General features: G+C 35.0%; 15 protein-coding genes. 13 read left to right on the top strand and 2 right to left on the bottom strand.

What is annotated here, in order from left to right; all coding sequences use genetic code 11:
• Positions 1–3: 3 nt before the first annotated feature.
• The 4 genes from I583_RS06985 to I583_RS06970 all read left to right on the top strand — a co-directional run bounded on the left by I583_RS06985 (position 4) and on the right by I583_RS06970 (position 4,043).
• Positions 4–1,818 (top strand): DegV family protein, encoded by a 1,815-nt coding sequence (locus tag I583_RS06985; RefSeq protein ID WP_010761206.1) that lies wholly within the window; start codon positions 4–6, stop codon positions 1,816–1,818.
• Positions 1,815–2,588 (top strand): DUF1295 domain-containing protein, encoded by a 774-nt coding sequence (locus I583_RS06980; RefSeq protein ID WP_010761207.1) that lies wholly within the window; start codon positions 1,815–1,817, stop codon positions 2,586–2,588. The genes I583_RS06985 and I583_RS06980 overlap by 4 nt, the downstream gene beginning before the upstream one ends.
• Before the next feature lie 13 nt (positions 2,589–2,601).
• Positions 2,602–3,408, top strand: a complete 807-nt coding sequence (locus tag I583_RS06975; protein ID WP_010761208.1) for a hypothetical protein — start codon at positions 2,602–2,604, stop codon at positions 3,406–3,408.
• A 62-nt stretch (positions 3,409–3,470) separates the two neighbouring features.
• Complete coding sequence (locus I583_RS06970; protein ID WP_010761209.1) at positions 3,471–4,043, top strand: TetR/AcrR family transcriptional regulator; 573 nt, start codon at positions 3,471–3,473, stop codon at positions 4,041–4,043.
• 46 nt (positions 4,044–4,089) lie between these two features.
• Here I583_RS06970 and yidC read toward each other — a convergent pair whose 3' ends face one another.
• Both yidC and I583_RS06960 read right to left on the bottom strand, forming a co-directional pair.
• Positions 4,090–5,019: a membrane protein insertase YidC gene (yidC, locus tag I583_RS06965; protein WP_010761210.1), complete on the bottom strand. Its 930-nt coding sequence runs from the start codon at positions 5,017–5,019 to the stop codon at positions 4,090–4,092.
• 119 nt (positions 5,020–5,138) lie between these two features.
• Positions 5,139–5,414, bottom strand: a complete 276-nt coding sequence (locus I583_RS06960) for an acylphosphatase (RefSeq protein ID WP_010761211.1) — start codon at positions 5,412–5,414, stop codon at positions 5,139–5,141.
• A gap of 119 nt (positions 5,415–5,533) precedes the next feature.
• On the opposite strand from I583_RS06960, the gene I583_RS06955 reads away from it, so the two are divergent.
• The 9 genes from I583_RS06955 (at position 5,534) to I583_RS06915 (ending at position 14,809) form a co-directional block, all read left to right on the top strand.
• On the top strand, positions 5,534–6,307 hold the full coding sequence (locus I583_RS06955) for a TrmH family RNA methyltransferase (protein ID WP_010761212.1): 774 nt from the start codon (positions 5,534–5,536) through the stop codon (positions 6,305–6,307).
• A 203-nt stretch (positions 6,308–6,510) separates the two neighbouring features.
• The gene (locus tag I583_RS06950; RefSeq protein ID WP_010761213.1) at positions 6,511–7,266 is read left to right on the top strand and encodes a carbonic anhydrase; all 756 of its coding nucleotides are present in this window, start codon (positions 6,511–6,513) and stop codon (positions 7,264–7,266) included.
• A gap of 195 nt (positions 7,267–7,461) precedes the next feature.
• Positions 7,462–8,250 carry a 30S ribosomal protein S2 gene (rpsB, locus tag I583_RS06945; RefSeq protein ID WP_010761214.1) on the top strand — a complete coding sequence of 263 codons (789 nt, stop codon included), beginning with the start codon at positions 7,462–7,464 and terminating at the stop codon, positions 8,248–8,250.
• A gap of 308 nt (positions 8,251–8,558) precedes the next feature.
• Positions 8,559–9,440: a translation elongation factor Ts gene (tsf, locus tag I583_RS06940; RefSeq protein ID WP_010761215.1), complete on the top strand. Its 882-nt coding sequence runs from the start codon at positions 8,559–8,561 to the stop codon at positions 9,438–9,440.
• A gap of 135 nt (positions 9,441–9,575) precedes the next feature.
• A complete protein-coding gene (gene pyrH, locus I583_RS06935; RefSeq protein ID WP_010761216.1) occupies positions 9,576–10,298 on the top strand; it encodes a UMP kinase in 723 nt (240 codons plus the stop codon).
• 3 nt (positions 10,299–10,301) lie between these two features.
• Positions 10,302–10,859, top strand: coding sequence for a ribosome recycling factor (gene frr, locus I583_RS06930; RefSeq protein WP_010761217.1), 558 nt, complete (start codon positions 10,302–10,304; stop codon positions 10,857–10,859).
• Positions 10,860–11,088: 229 nt separating this feature from the next.
• Positions 11,089–12,558, top strand: coding sequence for an ABC transporter permease (locus I583_RS06925; RefSeq protein ID WP_010761218.1), 1,470 nt, complete (start codon positions 11,089–11,091; stop codon positions 12,556–12,558).
• A 12-nt stretch (positions 12,559–12,570) separates the two neighbouring features.
• Positions 12,571–13,245, top strand: a complete 675-nt coding sequence (locus I583_RS06920; RefSeq protein ID WP_010761219.1) for an ABC transporter ATP-binding protein — start codon at positions 12,571–12,573, stop codon at positions 13,243–13,245.
• Positions 13,238–14,809 carry a PASTA domain-containing protein gene (locus I583_RS06915; protein WP_010761220.1) on the top strand — a complete coding sequence of 524 codons (1,572 nt, stop codon included), beginning with the start codon at positions 13,238–13,240 and terminating at the stop codon, positions 14,807–14,809. The genes I583_RS06920 and I583_RS06915 overlap by 8 nt, the downstream gene beginning before the upstream one ends.
• Positions 14,810–15,025 lie beyond the last annotated feature (216 nt).

The following is a 15,025-nucleotide window of genomic DNA, read 5'->3' as shown; positions in this document are numbered from 1 at the left end:
CGTATGACAAGTCAGTCGATTGATTATCAAGAGTTGCTATTTGCATTTCGACAAGGAGCTATTCAATTGATAAACGAGAAACAAGAGCTGAATCAAATTAATGTTTTTCCTGTGTCGGATGGAGATACAGGAAGTAATTTAGCCTCGTTGATGGAGACGATACTTGAAGAGACAAATGATGAATCAACTTCTGTCATCGAAGTCTTTGAGAATATAGCAGAAGCTTCTTTGTTAGGAGCAAGAGGAAATTCTGGGATTATTTTTGCACAATATTTTAATGGTATTTATAATAATCTATTGCTTCAGGAGGAAAAAAGCTCTGTTAAGAGTTTTGTAACAAGTGTAAAGTTAGCGATCAGTGAAGCATATCAGGCTATTGAAAACCCAGTAGAAGGAACGATCATCACGGTTATTAGATCTTGGGCAGAAGCTCTTAATAAAGGGGATCAGATCCATAGTTTGGAAAATCTTTTACCGCAAGCGCTTATTGAGACAAAGCAAGCATTAGATAATACAACTAGACAGTTAAAGATACTGCAAAAAAACCAAGTAGTCGATGCAGGAGCGAAAGGCTTCTATTTATTCATAGAAGGTTTTACTAAAGCTTTTATAAATAAACAAGCTGTGGACAAACCAAGGGAGCGTTTAAATGAGTCTGTAAAAATCGAAATTTCTGAAACTTTGCATAGAAACTCTTCAGAACCAAAATATAGATATTGTACTGAAATATTAATAGATCAGGTAACGCAGACAAAAGAAGCTATCCAGACAAAATTAAGCGCATATGGTGATTCTTTAATTGTCTCTATAAATCGTGGAAAAGCGAGAATCCATATTCATTCTAATCAGCCAGATCAAGTCTTGGATTATTTAAACACGGTAGGTCAACCAATTCAACAAAAGGTTGATGATATGTTGTTGCAATATCGAGTAAATACGCAAAAAAGAGCGCCAATTGCCTTAGTGACAGACTCGATCGCTGATTTACCTGCTGACTATGTATTAGATAATCAGATTCATGTATTGCCTATGAATATATTGATTGGCAATACTAGCTATATTGATAAAATAACAATTCAAAGCAATCAGTTTTTTGAGTTGAATAAAAAACAGAGCGAACGAGCTACTAGCTCACAACCGACATTAAAAACGGTTAAAAATCTTTTTTCATTTTTAGAAACTAAATATGAAGCAATTTTAGTTATTACGGTTGCTGGAAAACTTAGTGGGACTTTCTATACCGTGAAAGAAGCTGCAAAGCATATAAGCTCTCCTAATACTAGGATTGAGGTTATTGACTCTAAGCAAAATTCTGCAGCGCAAGGATTGCTCGTAATGTGTGCTAACGAATGGATTCAATCAGGGATTGGATTTACTGAATTAGTTGAACGAACAAGGCATAAAAGAAGTCAGCTTAAAATCTTGGTTAGCGTAGATGATTTAAATCCTATGATTGACTCTGGCAGGATACCTCAATTTGCTGGGAAAATTGCTAAGAAGGTTAATTTGAAACCGATTGTTAGTTTAAACGAGGCAGGTGAAGGGACTTTGAGTGCTTTTACTTTTAGCTTGGAAGGAAATGAAAAGAAAATTATCAAGCAACTTAAAAAAATGCATAAGAGCAGCACAATAAAGCGTTATGCTGTCATTCATGCCAATTCGGAAAAAAGAGCGTTGGTATGGAAAAATGAATTAATAAAACACCTTGGATTTCAACCAAGTTATATTATGGATATTTCAACTGTTATTGCAATGAGTGCTGGTCAAGGAAGTGTAGCTGTGGCTGTTGAATTAGGAGAAGGGGCGGATTTAATATGACTATTTTAATTGTTAGTAGTGTAATATTTTTATACTTTACTGTGTTATTCTTTTTAGCGCAATATCTTCACAATAATTCTATTGTTGATTTAGCTTGGGGAATTGGATTTGTACTGGTGGCAGTTACAGGGTATCTCGTTATGCCTGAAAAAACAAAGGTCAGTACAATAATTCTTTTATTAGTAACAATTTGGGGACTTCGATTGTTTTTCCATTTAGCTAAACGAAATATCGGAAAACCGGAAGATTATCGTTATGTGAACATGAGAAAACGTTGGGGCAACCGATTTGCAAGATTAAAAGCTTACTTAAACGTCTTTATTTTACAAGGTGTTCTTTTGTTAGTTGTTTCAATGCCGATTCTTTTTGTGATGACAAGTTCTACCAATGCTTTTTATTGGTGGAATGGAGTAGGAGTTTTAATTTGGTTAATTGGATTTGGCTATGAAACGATTGGCGATCATCAACTGACAAAATTTAAAAGTGAAAGCGCCAATCATGGAAAGCTGTTAACAACTGGTTTATGGTCAACGACAAGACACCCAAACTATTTTGGTGAAGCACTTAGTTGGTGGGGGATATTTCTTGTAAGTTTGAATGACACACGAAATATTTGGGGTATTATTGGTCCAATAACAATTACCTTGTTGCTTTTATTTGTATCAGGTGTCCCTTTGCTTGAGAAGAAATACAGAGAGCGACCAGATTTTATTGTTTACGCAAAGAAAACACCAAAATTTACCCCTTTTATTGGGAAAAAAGGATTATAAAGGAGAGATTAAGATGGATAAAAATCAATCTATTTGGTCAAAGTGGGTCGTTACAATTATCTATATTGTAATGATCGGCACGAATGCGGCAGCTGTTTTGTTGCCGCTAAACGGAATGACAACGCAAGAAGTTTCTGATACTTATCCCAACTTATTTGCCCCAGCTGGTTTGACGTTTGCAATTTGGTCAGTAATTTATTTGCTATTGGCTGGTTTTGTTGTTTATCAATGGCTTAAACCAGGAAAAGATTCTGTTTTAATTAATCAGCAAATTAGTAAAAAGTTAAGAATGACTTTTATCATTTCTTCAATATTGAATAGCATTTGGTTAGTAGCATGGCAGTATCTTTATATTGATTTATCAGTTGTGATCATGCTAGCTTTGCTGTCTGTACTGATTTATATCAATCGTATTTTAGCGAACACACCATTGACCAAAAAAGAGTATATCTTTATAAGGTTACCGTTCAGCATTTATTTTGGCTGGATCACAATTGCGACAATTGCCAACATAACAGCATTTTTAGTTGATAAAAATATTGCTTTTCTTCAAAATAATCAAGTTTTATGGACGATTGTCATATTAGTTATTGGAGTAATGATTATTAGTTTAACGATCATTCGTAACCATGATAGTGCATATGGTTTAGCAACGGTATGGGCATATTATGGTATTTTGAACAAGCATCAAGCACAAGATGGTTGGAATAATGCTTATCCTAGCATCGTCATGACAGTGATGATATGCTTAGTCATTCTCGTAATTGTTTGTCTATACGAAGTAGTTTTACTATCTAAAAGAAAAAAGAATGTTATCTAGTATATGTTTCTTTGTCTGCATCTGTTAAAATAGTAACGAAATCAACTATAGGTGGCTAAGTAATGGATAAAGAAATGAAAAATACAAGGGCTAAGATCATTCAAGTGGCGACAAGATTATTCATGGATAATGGGTATCAAAGTACCTCAACAAGACAAATCGCGCAGCTGGCTGAGGTGACCCAACCTAATTTATATCACCATTTTAAGAATAAAGAAGAAGTATATGTTGGTGTTATTGAAAGTTTGTTAAGTGATGTAAACGAAGAACTAGTTAAAATTGTTGAAGATGAAACGCTTGAAACGATCAGTAAGTTACAAAAATTTGCTGAGTGTCTGAAAACAAAACATCCGTTTGATTTTGATTTGATGATGCTTGATTTCAGAACCAAGTTGACCAAAGAGACACAATTGAAATTATTTTCACTGTGGAATCAGTCATATAAAGCACCATTACTAAAGATCTTCGAAGAAAGTGATTTTTCTTTGCGTACGGGGCTGACAGCTGAGATTGCAACTACACACTTTCTCAACACGTTATCTCCATATATAAAAACGGAGCAAAGAAGTACGGCTATTAGCATTACTCAAGTTGTCGATTTTTTTGCCTTCGGGATTTTAGCGAATAAAAATTAAAAAAGAACCAATGCAACTATCACAGTGCATTGGTTCTTTTTAGTCGTTAATTTCTGTTTTGTTTCCCAGCATTTCTACCTTTGTTAGAAGCATTTTTTGTAATGGATGCTTTTTGTGTAGTCTTCTCTGCTGTAGGTGTTACATCTTTACGTGGCGTAATAACTTGTTTTGGTGGATTTTGTTTTAATTCTTCTGCTACTTGGGCTTTGATTCTTGGTTTTAAGAATTGATTTGTGATCAATGTTTGGATGCTACTAAAGATCCCGCCGACTACCCAATAGAGTGTTACACCAGCTGGAGAGCTGATTGACATGAATACGATCATCAGAGGTGATACGATCAACATTGATTTCATTGTTTTCTTTTGTTCTTCCGGAATCCCAATAGTAGAAAGATAACCTTGAAGTAAATAAGCCACACCAGCTAAAACAACAAATATGATGCTGGGTTGTCCGAGGTTGACACCGAAAAACGATGCATCGCCGATTCCTTTTGTATAACGAGCAGCAAAGAATAAGGCAGAGAAAATTGGCATTTGGATCAATAACGGCAAACAGCCGATACCGCCCATCATGCTCATATTATTTTCCTTGTAGACTTGTTGCATTTCAGCTTGGGCTTGCATTTGTTCTTCACGCGTTGTAGCTTCTTTGACTTTTGCTTGAGCGGCGTCAATTTGAGGCTTGATAGCTTGCATTTTTTCTGTTTGAATCATGCTTTTTTTCGATTGATTCAAGCCCAATGGCATGATGATCAGTCGAACAATGATCGTGATAAAAATGATTGCCCAGCCATAATTCCAATCGAAATTATCAACAAGGTATGTAATGGCACTGCTCATTGGTTTTACTAATAAATTATAGATGATACCTTCGCCAGTAGGTTGACCATCTGATCCTGTTTTTACACATCCAGATAAAAATAGGACTAGGGTGAATAGGCCAGAACTCAGCAGCCACTTATTTAATTTTCTCATTCTATTCTTTCCTTTTCTAAAAAATTTGCACAATGTTAACTATACTTGAAAAAGCGTTTTTTTTCAATGAAAATTAGAAGAATCCGACTCAAGACTGAGTAAGATTCTTCCTATATAAATTAATTTGTAACTTTGAAGCTAGTATATTCTTCTATAAGAGGATCTTCTTGAATATCGACATACGTCACTCGCCCAGCTGGACTGGGAGAATCTTTGATTTTTTGGATAAATTGCTGGATTACTTGATCGTCTCCTACAGATTCAATTGAGACTGAACCGTCATCTTCATTTCTGACAGTGCCATGTACCCCTAGTTCATCAGCAACCATTTTAGTCATATAACGAAAGCCAACACCTTGAACTCTACCTTGTACATTCATACGCACTTTTCTCATCGTTATCCACCTCACTTTTAATTAAATTAATGATAGCGATTTTTACATCATCTGGCAAGTAAAGTAGTGATTGTTTGATTAGAAAAAATCATGGTATAATAATCAAGCGAGGTGTAAAAATGAAAGAAATTTTATCAACAAAAAACACAACAATCAAAGAATTTAAAAAATTACATAAAAAAAAGTATCGAGAGGAAAATCAGCAGTATATGATCGAAGGGTTTCATTTAATCGAAGAAGCTGCTAAGGCTGGGGCTAAAATTGAGTGGATTCTTTTTAACCAACGTGGAAAGACAGAATGGTCTGACTGGTTGGAGACACAACCTGAGAATTTGTTTATCTATGTTTCAGAAGAGGTCCTTGAATCATTGTCAGAATTACCAACGCCGCAAGGGATGATTGCGATCGTTAAAATGCCAGACGATAAGAAAAAAATAGATTTATCAGGTGGCTGGTTGCTTTTAGATAATGTGCAAGATCCAGGAAATGTAGGGACGATGATCCGAACTGCTGATGCTGCGGGACTTTCTGGTGTGATCCTAGGTGAGGGGAGCTCAGATATTTATAGTACGAAGGTATTGCGGGCTATGCAAGGAAGTAATTACCATTTACCTGTCATACGAAAACCATTAGCAGAAGTTATTGACAGATTTAAAGAGGCGAAGGTGCCAGTTTATGGAACGGAGTTAAATCCAGAGGCTGTTGCTTATCAGCAAATAACGAAGAGCGAACAGTATGCGTTGATTATGGGGAATGAAGGACAAGGTGTTGCTGCTAAATTTTTAGAGAAGACTGACAAGAATATATATATTCCAATCAAAGGAGCAGCTGAATCTTTAAATGTAGCAATTGCGGCGGGAATTTTAATGTACCATTTACAAAATAATGACTGAATAAAAAAGGAAGACTGAGACAATGCTTGAATCTGTAAGCATGTGTTTCAGTCTTTTTGTGATTCTATTTAAAATTATATACTATACCACTCCGATATACGATATAATGATTGAGCTTGCAACGGCATTGATACGGACAATATCTACTTTTGTATCTTAACATAAGCTTTAGCAAGACAGAGTTGAAAGAAGGTTACGACAATATGAATAAGAAGTTACTTATACCAGTGGTGTTTTCATCATTATTATTTGTAACAGCTTGCACACAACAAGCTAGAACTAGTGAAAGCTCTATACATAGCAAAGAGAGTACTCACCAAAAAGAAGCAGGTCATTTTCAATACGACACACAAGAAAGTTGGCAACAAATATCTGGAAAGATGCAATCACCAATTGATATCGCTCTTTCTTCAGTTGAAAAAATGAATGATGGCGGTACTATTAAGTTAGACCATAGTTCCAAAATCACTAATGCCGAAAACAACGGGCATAGTATTCAAGTAACAGATTCGGGTACCGCGACAATCAATCAAAGAATCTTTTCATTGACACAATTTCATTTCCACGCTGAAAGCGAACATACGATAGACGGAAAACACTATCCGCTAGAAGCACATTTCGTGAATCAAGCACAAGATGGAAGGATGGCTGTTATTGCTGTATTTTTTGAAGAGGGCAGTGAGAATAAAGGATTTCAAGAAGTGCTTGATGATGTGTCCGATGGCAAAAAAACAGCGATTTTAGACATTCAATCAATGTTTCCTGAAAATAGAAGTTATTATCATTATTTAGGTTCATTAACAACGCCCCCGTTAACTGAAAATGTTGAGTGGTATATTTTTAAAGAACCTGTACAAGCATCAAAAGACCAAATAAAAAAATTTCAAAGGTTTTATGAACATAATAATAGAAATACTCAATCATTGAATGATCGGGTTATTCTTGAGCACGATGAATAATCAAATAAAAGATAACAAAAAAAGTATTTAATTATGTTGAAATCATTTAGATAGTATTGTATAATAGACAACGGTGCTAAAACACTAAATCCACATCCGGATTCGATTTATAAGGCGGTGCTACTTTTAGTAGTTCCTTATGAAAATGAGAACTGGAGAGGGAACAAATAAAAACCAAATTGGAGGAAACAACCCATGGCAGTAATTTCTATGAAACAATTACTAGAAGCCGGCGTACATTTTGGACACCAAACTCGTCGCTGGAACCCAAAAATGAAGAAATACATCTTCACAGAAAGAAACGGAATCTACATCATTGACTTGCAAAAAACAGTTAAATTAGTAGATGCTGCTTACGATTACATGAAAAATGTTGCTGAAGATGGCGGCGTTGCATTATTCGTAGGAACTAAAAAACAAGCACAAGAAGCGATCAAAGACGAAGCAATTCGTTCAGGTCAATACTTTGTAAATCACCGTTGGTTAGGTGGAACTTTAACTAACTGGGATACTATCCAAAAACGTATCAAACGTTTGAAAGATATCAATAAAATGGAAGAAGATGGTACTTTCGAAGTTCTTCCTAAAAAAGAAGTTGTTGGTTTAAACAAACAACGTGAACGTCTTGAAAAATTCTTAGGTGGTATCGCTGATATGCCTAGAATTCCAGATGTAATGTACATTGTTGATCCTCGTAAAGAACGTATTGCTGTTCAAGAAGCACAAAAATTGAACATCCCAATCGTAGCGATGGTTGATACGAACTGTGATCCAGATGAAATCGACGTAGTGATTCCATCAAATGATGATGCAATTCGTGCGGTTAAATTAATCACTGCTAAAATGGCTGATGCTTTCATCGAAGGAAACCAAGGTGAAGATCAAGCTGTAGAAGAAATCTTTGTTGAAGCAGCACCAGAAGCGGCAACTTCAATCGAAGAAATCGTTGATGTTGTTGAAGGCACAAACGATTCAGCAGAATAATATGAAATAACGGAGCTGTCTCGAAGGCTAGGCGAAAAAAGCCTGATTCTCCTTTGAGATAGCTTTTTTAAAACGAATTTTACAATTAAACTATCTGTGATTAAAAGCATCACATTCATATTTCTCTATTTTTCAATAGAGTCTAATCGAGCTCATTCAGCTTTTAAAATTATATAGCTATGCAGGGGAACCTTTCGGAAAAAAGATAAAAATGGAGTGAGACAAAAAGCGTCTCAATCAATTTTTCCTATTTTTCAGTCAAGGTTAAACGAGCCTGCTACGCTTTCAAAACTTAGGAGGAACAAAAAATGGCAGATATTTCAGCAAAATTAGTTAAAGAACTACGCGACATGACAGGTGTCGGTATGATGGACGCAAAAAGAGCGTTAGTAGAAGTAGAAGGTAACATGGAAGCAGCTGTTGATTACTTACGTGAAAAAGGTATGGCTAAAGCAGCTAAGAAAAATGACCGTGTTGCAGCTGAAGGTTTAGCAAACGTTGCTTCAAACGGGAACTTTGCAGCAATCGTTGAGGTAAACTCTGAAACTGACTTCGTTTCTAAAAACGAAATGTTCCAAGATTTAGTTAAAAAAATCGCTACTGAAATTGCGACAAACAAACCAGCTAACATGGAAGAAGCTTTAGCTCTTAAAACAGATAAAGGAACTTTGGAAACTGAATTGATTGAAGCAACAACTGTTATCGGTGAAAAGATCAGCTTCCGTCGTTTCGAATTAGTAGAAAAAGACGATAACGCTGCATTCGGTGCTTATTTACACATGGGTGGACGTATTGCTGTATTAACTGTACTTGAAGGTACAACTGACGAAGAAGTTGCTAAAGACGTTGCGATGCATGTAGCAGCAATTAATCCTCGTTATGTAAATGAGTCACAAATTCCTCAAGAAGAATTAGAGCACGAGAAAGCTATTCTTTCTGAACAAGCATTAAACGAAGGCAAACCAGCAAATATCGTTGAAAAAATGGTTGTTGGACGTCTAAATAAATTTAAAGCTGAAATTTCATTAGTGGATCAACCATTCGTTAAAGATCCAGATATGACAGTTGAAAAATACGTGTCTTCTAAAGGCGCAACAGTTAAATCATTCATCCGCTTTGAAGTTGGCGAAGGAATCGAAAAACGTGAAGACAACTTCGCAGACGAAGTAATGAGCCAAATTAAAAAATAAATCTGTTGCTTATGTAACAGTTGGGAACGCATTGAGATGCGCTCCCTTTTTTTAAGCAAATCAAAAGAAATACACTGGCAGAATGTTCAGAGTATGTTAAAATGTTCTTAGACAAATGGTGGAGGGAAATTAAAAATGGTAAAACCTAAATATCAACGTGTTGTATTAAAGTTAAGTGGCGAAGCTTTGGCCGGAGAAGAAGGGTTTGGAATTAAACCTCCAACAATCAAAGAGATTGTAGAAGAAATAAAAGAAGTTCATGAATTAGGGATTGAAATGGCAATCGTTGTTGGCGGCGGAAATATCTGGCGTGGACAAATCGGTGCTCAAATGGGGATGGAACGTGCCCAAGCTGATTATATGGGAATGCTAGCAACAGTGATGAACGCTTTAGCTTTACAAGATACATTAGAAAATCTTGGTGTTCCAACACGCGTCCAAACATCTATCGAGATGCGTCAAATCGCAGAACCATATATTCGCCGTCGTGCAGAGCGACATTTGGAAAAAGGTCGTATTGTTATTTTTGCCGGCGGAACAGGAAATCCGTATTTCTCAACTGATACAACCGCAGCTTTACGCGCGGCTGAAATCGATGCAGATGTGATCTTAATGGCTAAGAACAATGTTGATGGAGTGTATTCTGCTGATCCTAAATTAGATGCAAATGCGGTCAAATTTGAAGAATTGACACATTTGGATGTGATATCAAAAGGTTTGCAAGTAATGGATTCAACAGCAAGCTCACTTAGCATGGATAATGATATTCCACTAGTCGTTTTCAACTTAAACGAAACAGGTAATATTCGTCGTGCATGTCTTGGTGAAAATATTGGAACAACCGTAAGGGGGAAATAAAAAATGAGTGGAACTGTATTAGCAACAGCAAAAGAAAAAATGAGTAAAGCAGAACAAAGTTTACAACGTGAACTTGGTCAAATTCGTGCAGGACGAGCTAATGCGAGTCTTTTGGACCGGATTCAAGTAGATTATTATGGTGCACTTACACCAGTTAACCAACTTGCTGGAATCAATATTCCAGAAGCCCGTGTTTTAATGATTACACCTTTTGATAAAAATTCACTTGAAGATATCGAAAAAGCGATTCAAGCTAGTGATATCGGAATTAGTCCGACAAATGATGGTACTGTAATCCGTTTGGTGATTCCACAATTAACGGAAGAACGCCGTAAAGAATTAGCGAAAGATGTAAAAAAAGCCGCTGAAAATGCGAAAATTGCTGTTCGTAACATTCGTCGTGATGCTATCGATGAATTAAAGAAACAACAAAAAAACAATGATATCACTGAAGATGAGTTACGTAATTTAGAAAAAGAAGCTCAAAAATTAACTGATGATAGTGTGAAAAATATCGATACGATCACATCAGAAAAAGAAAAAGAACTTTTAGAAGTTTAAAAATAATAAAATAAAGAAGCAGGAAATCAAAACTTTCATTAGTTAGATTTCTTGTTTTTTTATTTTTTATAAATAATTGTTATTTTAACGATATAAAGAACTTTGAATATAAAGATATAATCTATAGAAGTTGTAAGTTTAGCCGAGTGTGCTAAAAAACAACTTGTTAAACCTTAAACGTTATGGAATAATGATATTAGCTATATTTTTATTAAAGGGGGATGAGAACGTGAATTTTATTAAACGTGCATTATGCAGTGTTACTAGAAAAAAAGGGAAGTCACTCATTTTATTTGCAGTGATATTTGTATTGGGAAATGTTATCGCAGGATCAATCGCGATACAGCAGTCTACACAAAATGTTGAAAAAAGCGTGAAAAAGCAATTAGGTGGTATGGCAACACTAGAAATTGATTATGAAAATAATCAAGAAGAAGTCATGAAAGCAGGTAGTGATATTGAACAATTAAAAGTGGACTTAATCAAAAAAGTTGGTGAGTCTCCTTACGTAAAATATTATGATTATAATGCTAGTACTTGGGCTGAAACAAAAGAGTTAAAGAGCGTCGTTGCAGATTCAGAGCAATTTGGTGGCATGGAAGGATTTTCTTTAAAAGGCTCAAACTATTCTAAAATATTAGATGTAGAGGAAAGCAAAATTAAACTAGTCAACGGCAAGGTGTTCACCCAAGAAGATATCGACAATGGAAAGAATGTCGGATTGATTTCTTCGAAAGTTGCAGAAGAAAATGGGTTGTCAGTTGGAGACCAAATGGTTATGGATATGCGAGGAAATGATTTTAGTGAAGATGGTAATAATAAAGAGTTATTTAAGATAGATGTTCCTATTCAAATTATCGGAATTTTTGAACCGACAACAGTTGAAATAAAAGATAAAGAGAATAAAAAATCAGAAGAACAAAACATGAATCAACAATTTATGTCAATGCAGCAAATCAATACGATATACCTACCAAATAAAACAGTATTGGAAATAAGTAAAAATTATCTTGAAGAAATGAAAAAAGTAGCGCCAGATAGTCATTACTTTGAAGGATCAGAAGAGAACAGTGGTGAATATTATACACCAATCTACGTATTGAAAACGCCTGATGATGTAGACGCATTTAAAGAAGAAACACAACCTCTGTTACCTAAATTATATACGGTAAAAGCTTCAACGGATCAATACGAACAAATTGGCGGAAGCATGAAAAAAATGTCTCAAATTTCTGGGTATGTGGTCATGATTGCCGTTATAGCAACATTACTGATTATTTCACTTGTTGTTCTATTATTTATGCGTGACCGTAAACACGAACTGGGTATTTACCTGTCATTGGGGGATAAACGTAGCCATGTTATGGGACAAATCATCATTGAAATGTTGATAATAAGTGGAATTGCGTTGATTCTGTCATTGATCACGGGTAATTTCTTAGGAAAAATGGTATCAGAATCACTATTGAATAGTGATATTTTAAACAATACAAATGATCAAATGAATATGTTTATGGGATTTGACGGGTTAGGTTCAACCGAGCTTACAACGGATGACATTATGAATGCCTATGAAGTGAAGTTTTCATTGGGCTATATCGTTACGTATTTAGTTGTTGGATTAGGAACGGTATTGTTAGCAGCAATTTTACCATTGTTGTATATCGTTCGTTTAAATCCAAAGAAAATTATGATGTAAGGGGGAAGAGAAATGGCAATTTTAGAAACTAAAAATCTTAGTTATTTTTACCAAGATGGTGATCAGCGTCGCTTCATTTTAAAAAATACAAATGTTTCTTTTGAACAAGGAAAATTTTATACTATTTTAGGACAATCTGGTTCAGGAAAAACCACTTTTCTTTCCTTGATTAGTGCTTTGGACACGCCAAAGGAAGGCGAAGTTTTATTGAATGGAAAAGATATTAAAACAATCGGTTATGAAAAGTACCGTCGTGATGAAATCAGTATTATTTTTCAGAGCTATAACTTAGTTCCTTATCTGACAGCGCTAGAAAATGTTTTAGTTGCAATGTCAATTACAGACAATGAACTTCCGCCTAATCAAAAAGAAGTTGCCTATAACCTTTTAGATTATATTGGGATTACAAGTGAAAAAGCAGATCGACTTGTGAATCAGCTTTCTGGTGGTGAGCAGCAACGTGTTGCGATTGCTCGAGCTTTGGCAACAAATGTCGATATTATCTTAGCTGATGAACCGACTGGGAATTTAGATGAAGGAATGGAACAAGAGATTGTCGATATTTTTCAAAACCTTGCCAAAGTGCATAACAAGTGTGTCATTGTTGTGACTCACTCAAATGATATCGCTGAGCAATCTGATGAGACCTATTACCTGAAAAAAGGTGTGTTAAAAAAGTATGAGTGATTTTCTATCAAATTTCAGCGGGGATAATTACGAAAAAACTCGCCAAGAAAAAATGGAACAAAAGCATAAAGTAGATAAAAAAGAACCAACAAAGACCAAAAAATCAGGGGAGCAATTAGCAAGTAAAGAACAATCAATTAAAGAGATAAATAGTAATGTTTCATACGGCCCCAAAAATAATTCAGAAAACGTAACTCAATCTATTCAAGAGGGGAAAACGAACTCTAAAAGTGTTTCTGAAATAGAGAATCCAGAAGAGTTAATCTACACAAAAAAACGTAATAAAAAGAAAAAAAATGAATCAGTCAAAACAGAAGAACCTGTTGTCGAAATACCAGTGAATCAGTCAAAAAATCTTGAAGAAGTGATTGAAACTGACCCAACTTACAAAAAGAAAAAAATAAAGAAATTTGGTTATATTGGATTAGGTTGTATAGTAGCCATATCATTATTCTACTTTGGGTATTATCAACTGACTCATGTAAAAGTACCAGATTTTGAAGGGAAAGAGCTGTCAGAGGTTCGCCAATGGACGACAGAAAATGGTGTGAAACTTCAAGTTGAGCAAAAATATGATTTTGCGAAAGAGGCAAATGTAATCATACATCAAACCGTTAAAAACAAGAAAATCAAAAAAGGGAAAGAGCTAGTTGTAGATGCTAGCTTAGGAGCAGATCCAGAAGAAGCTGTTTCATTACCAGACTTCAAACCAATGAAACTTAAAGAGGCGAAAGGCTGGATCAGTGAACAAAAAGCTGACAATTTAGCGATAATCGAGGAATACAGCGATACAATACCAGCGGGAGATTATATAAAGTTTGAAATAACAAATAAAGATGTAAAGGCTGAAAATTACAAACGTAAAGACAAAGCTAAACTTTATTACTCCAAAGGAAAAGAAGTCTTTGAAAAAGATATTCCAATGCCTGATTTTGCTGGAAAGACAAAAGAAGAAGCAACTGAATGGGCTAAGAAAAATGACATTACAGTAAAAATTGAAGAATCCGATTCTGATAAAGTTGAGAACGGAAAAATTATTTCACAAAGTATTGGAAAAGATACGAAAGTAGCAAAAAGAGAGTCAATGACGATTACAGTTTCAACAGGGAAAGCGTTGATAGTACCTGATTTTTCACAGTTTACAGCAGAAGAAGCAGAGTCAAAAGCGAATGGATTACAAGTACAAGTGAAACAACTATTTAATGACGAGGTTCCTTATGGGAGATTTATTAGCCAATCGGTAGAAATTGGTAAAAAATATACGGAAAAAGACGAAAAACCTGTGATTCAAGTTGTGTATTCATTTGGAAAACCTTATATTAAAGATTTGCGGGACAATACTTTAGAAGGTGATCTACAAAAGATTTTCTATGACGAATATCAATCTAAAGGAGCTAATATCACTTATCAAGTTTATTATGTTGATTCAACAGTAACGAAAGGAACCGTTGTTAAAATGAGTCAATATAATGAATTTATTCCAAGTAGTTCAGTTGTTCAGATTGGCATTAGTAAAGGGAATTTAAAGCCAGAAGAAAACAAGCCTTCTCAAAAGGAAGAGTAATCTGATTACCAAAGTCGTTAAAAAAGAGTTATTTTTTAGAAAGTGAAGCAAAACGATAGCCAGTTTTGTTTCGCTCTCTTTTTTTGACTTTGAGGTATAATATCAGAAAATGACAAAGTTTATAGCATAGATTAAGCGTGATTTGCATGTGGATTACACAGTTTAGACATTAAAATTATTAAATAATACCGAAATCTTTCTATTTGCATAGGTTTT

Source organism: Enterococcus haemoperoxidus ATCC BAA-382, from assembly GCF_000407165.1.
In the GTDB taxonomy this organism is placed as follows: Bacteria; Bacillota; Bacilli; order Lactobacillales; family Enterococcaceae; genus Enterococcus_L; species Enterococcus_L haemoperoxidus.
The sequence above is the reverse complement of the archived record's forward strand: the minus strand, read 5'-3'. Positions and strand labels throughout refer to the sequence as shown.

What these genes read in the sequence shown, in the direction of transcription:
- pyrH (WP_010761216.1), top strand. Translation starts at nt 9,576, where the DNA reads ATGGTAAAACCTAAATATCAACGTGTTGTATTAAAGTTAAGTGGCGAA.
- I583_RS06955 (WP_010761212.1), top strand. Translation starts at nt 5,534, where the DNA reads ATGAAAGAAATTTTATCAACAAAAAACACAACAATCAAAGAATTTAAA.
- I583_RS06915 (WP_010761220.1), top strand. Translation starts at nt 13,238, where the DNA reads ATGAGTGATTTTCTATCAAATTTCAGCGGGGATAATTACGAAAAAACT.
- tsf (WP_010761215.1), top strand. Translation starts at nt 8,559, where the DNA reads ATGGCAGATATTTCAGCAAAATTAGTTAAAGAACTACGCGACATGACA.
- I583_RS06970 (WP_010761209.1), top strand. Translation starts at nt 3,471, where the DNA reads ATGGATAAAGAAATGAAAAATACAAGGGCTAAGATCATTCAAGTGGCG.
- frr (WP_010761217.1), top strand. Translation starts at nt 10,302, where the DNA reads ATGAGTGGAACTGTATTAGCAACAGCAAAAGAAAAAATGAGTAAAGCA.
- I583_RS06950 (WP_010761213.1), top strand. Translation starts at nt 6,511, where the DNA reads ATGAATAAGAAGTTACTTATACCAGTGGTGTTTTCATCATTATTATTT.
- yidC (WP_010761210.1), bottom strand. Translation starts at nt 5,019, where the DNA reads ATGAGAAAATTAAATAAGTGGCTGCTGAGTTCTGGCCTATTCACCCTA.
- I583_RS06985 (WP_010761206.1), top strand. Translation starts at nt 4, where the DNA reads ATGACAAGTCAGTCGATTGATTATCAAGAGTTGCTATTTGCATTTCGA.
- I583_RS06920 (WP_010761219.1), top strand. Translation starts at nt 12,571, where the DNA reads ATGGCAATTTTAGAAACTAAAAATCTTAGTTATTTTTACCAAGATGGT.
- I583_RS06960 (WP_010761211.1), bottom strand. Translation starts at nt 5,414, where the DNA reads ATGAGAAAAGTGCGTATGAATGTACAAGGTAGAGTTCAAGGTGTTGGC.
- I583_RS06980 (WP_010761207.1), top strand. Translation starts at nt 1,815, where the DNA reads ATGACTATTTTAATTGTTAGTAGTGTAATATTTTTATACTTTACTGTG.
- rpsB (WP_010761214.1), top strand. Translation starts at nt 7,462, where the DNA reads ATGGCAGTAATTTCTATGAAACAATTACTAGAAGCCGGCGTACATTTT.
- I583_RS06975 (WP_010761208.1), top strand. Translation starts at nt 2,602, where the DNA reads ATGGATAAAAATCAATCTATTTGGTCAAAGTGGGTCGTTACAATTATC.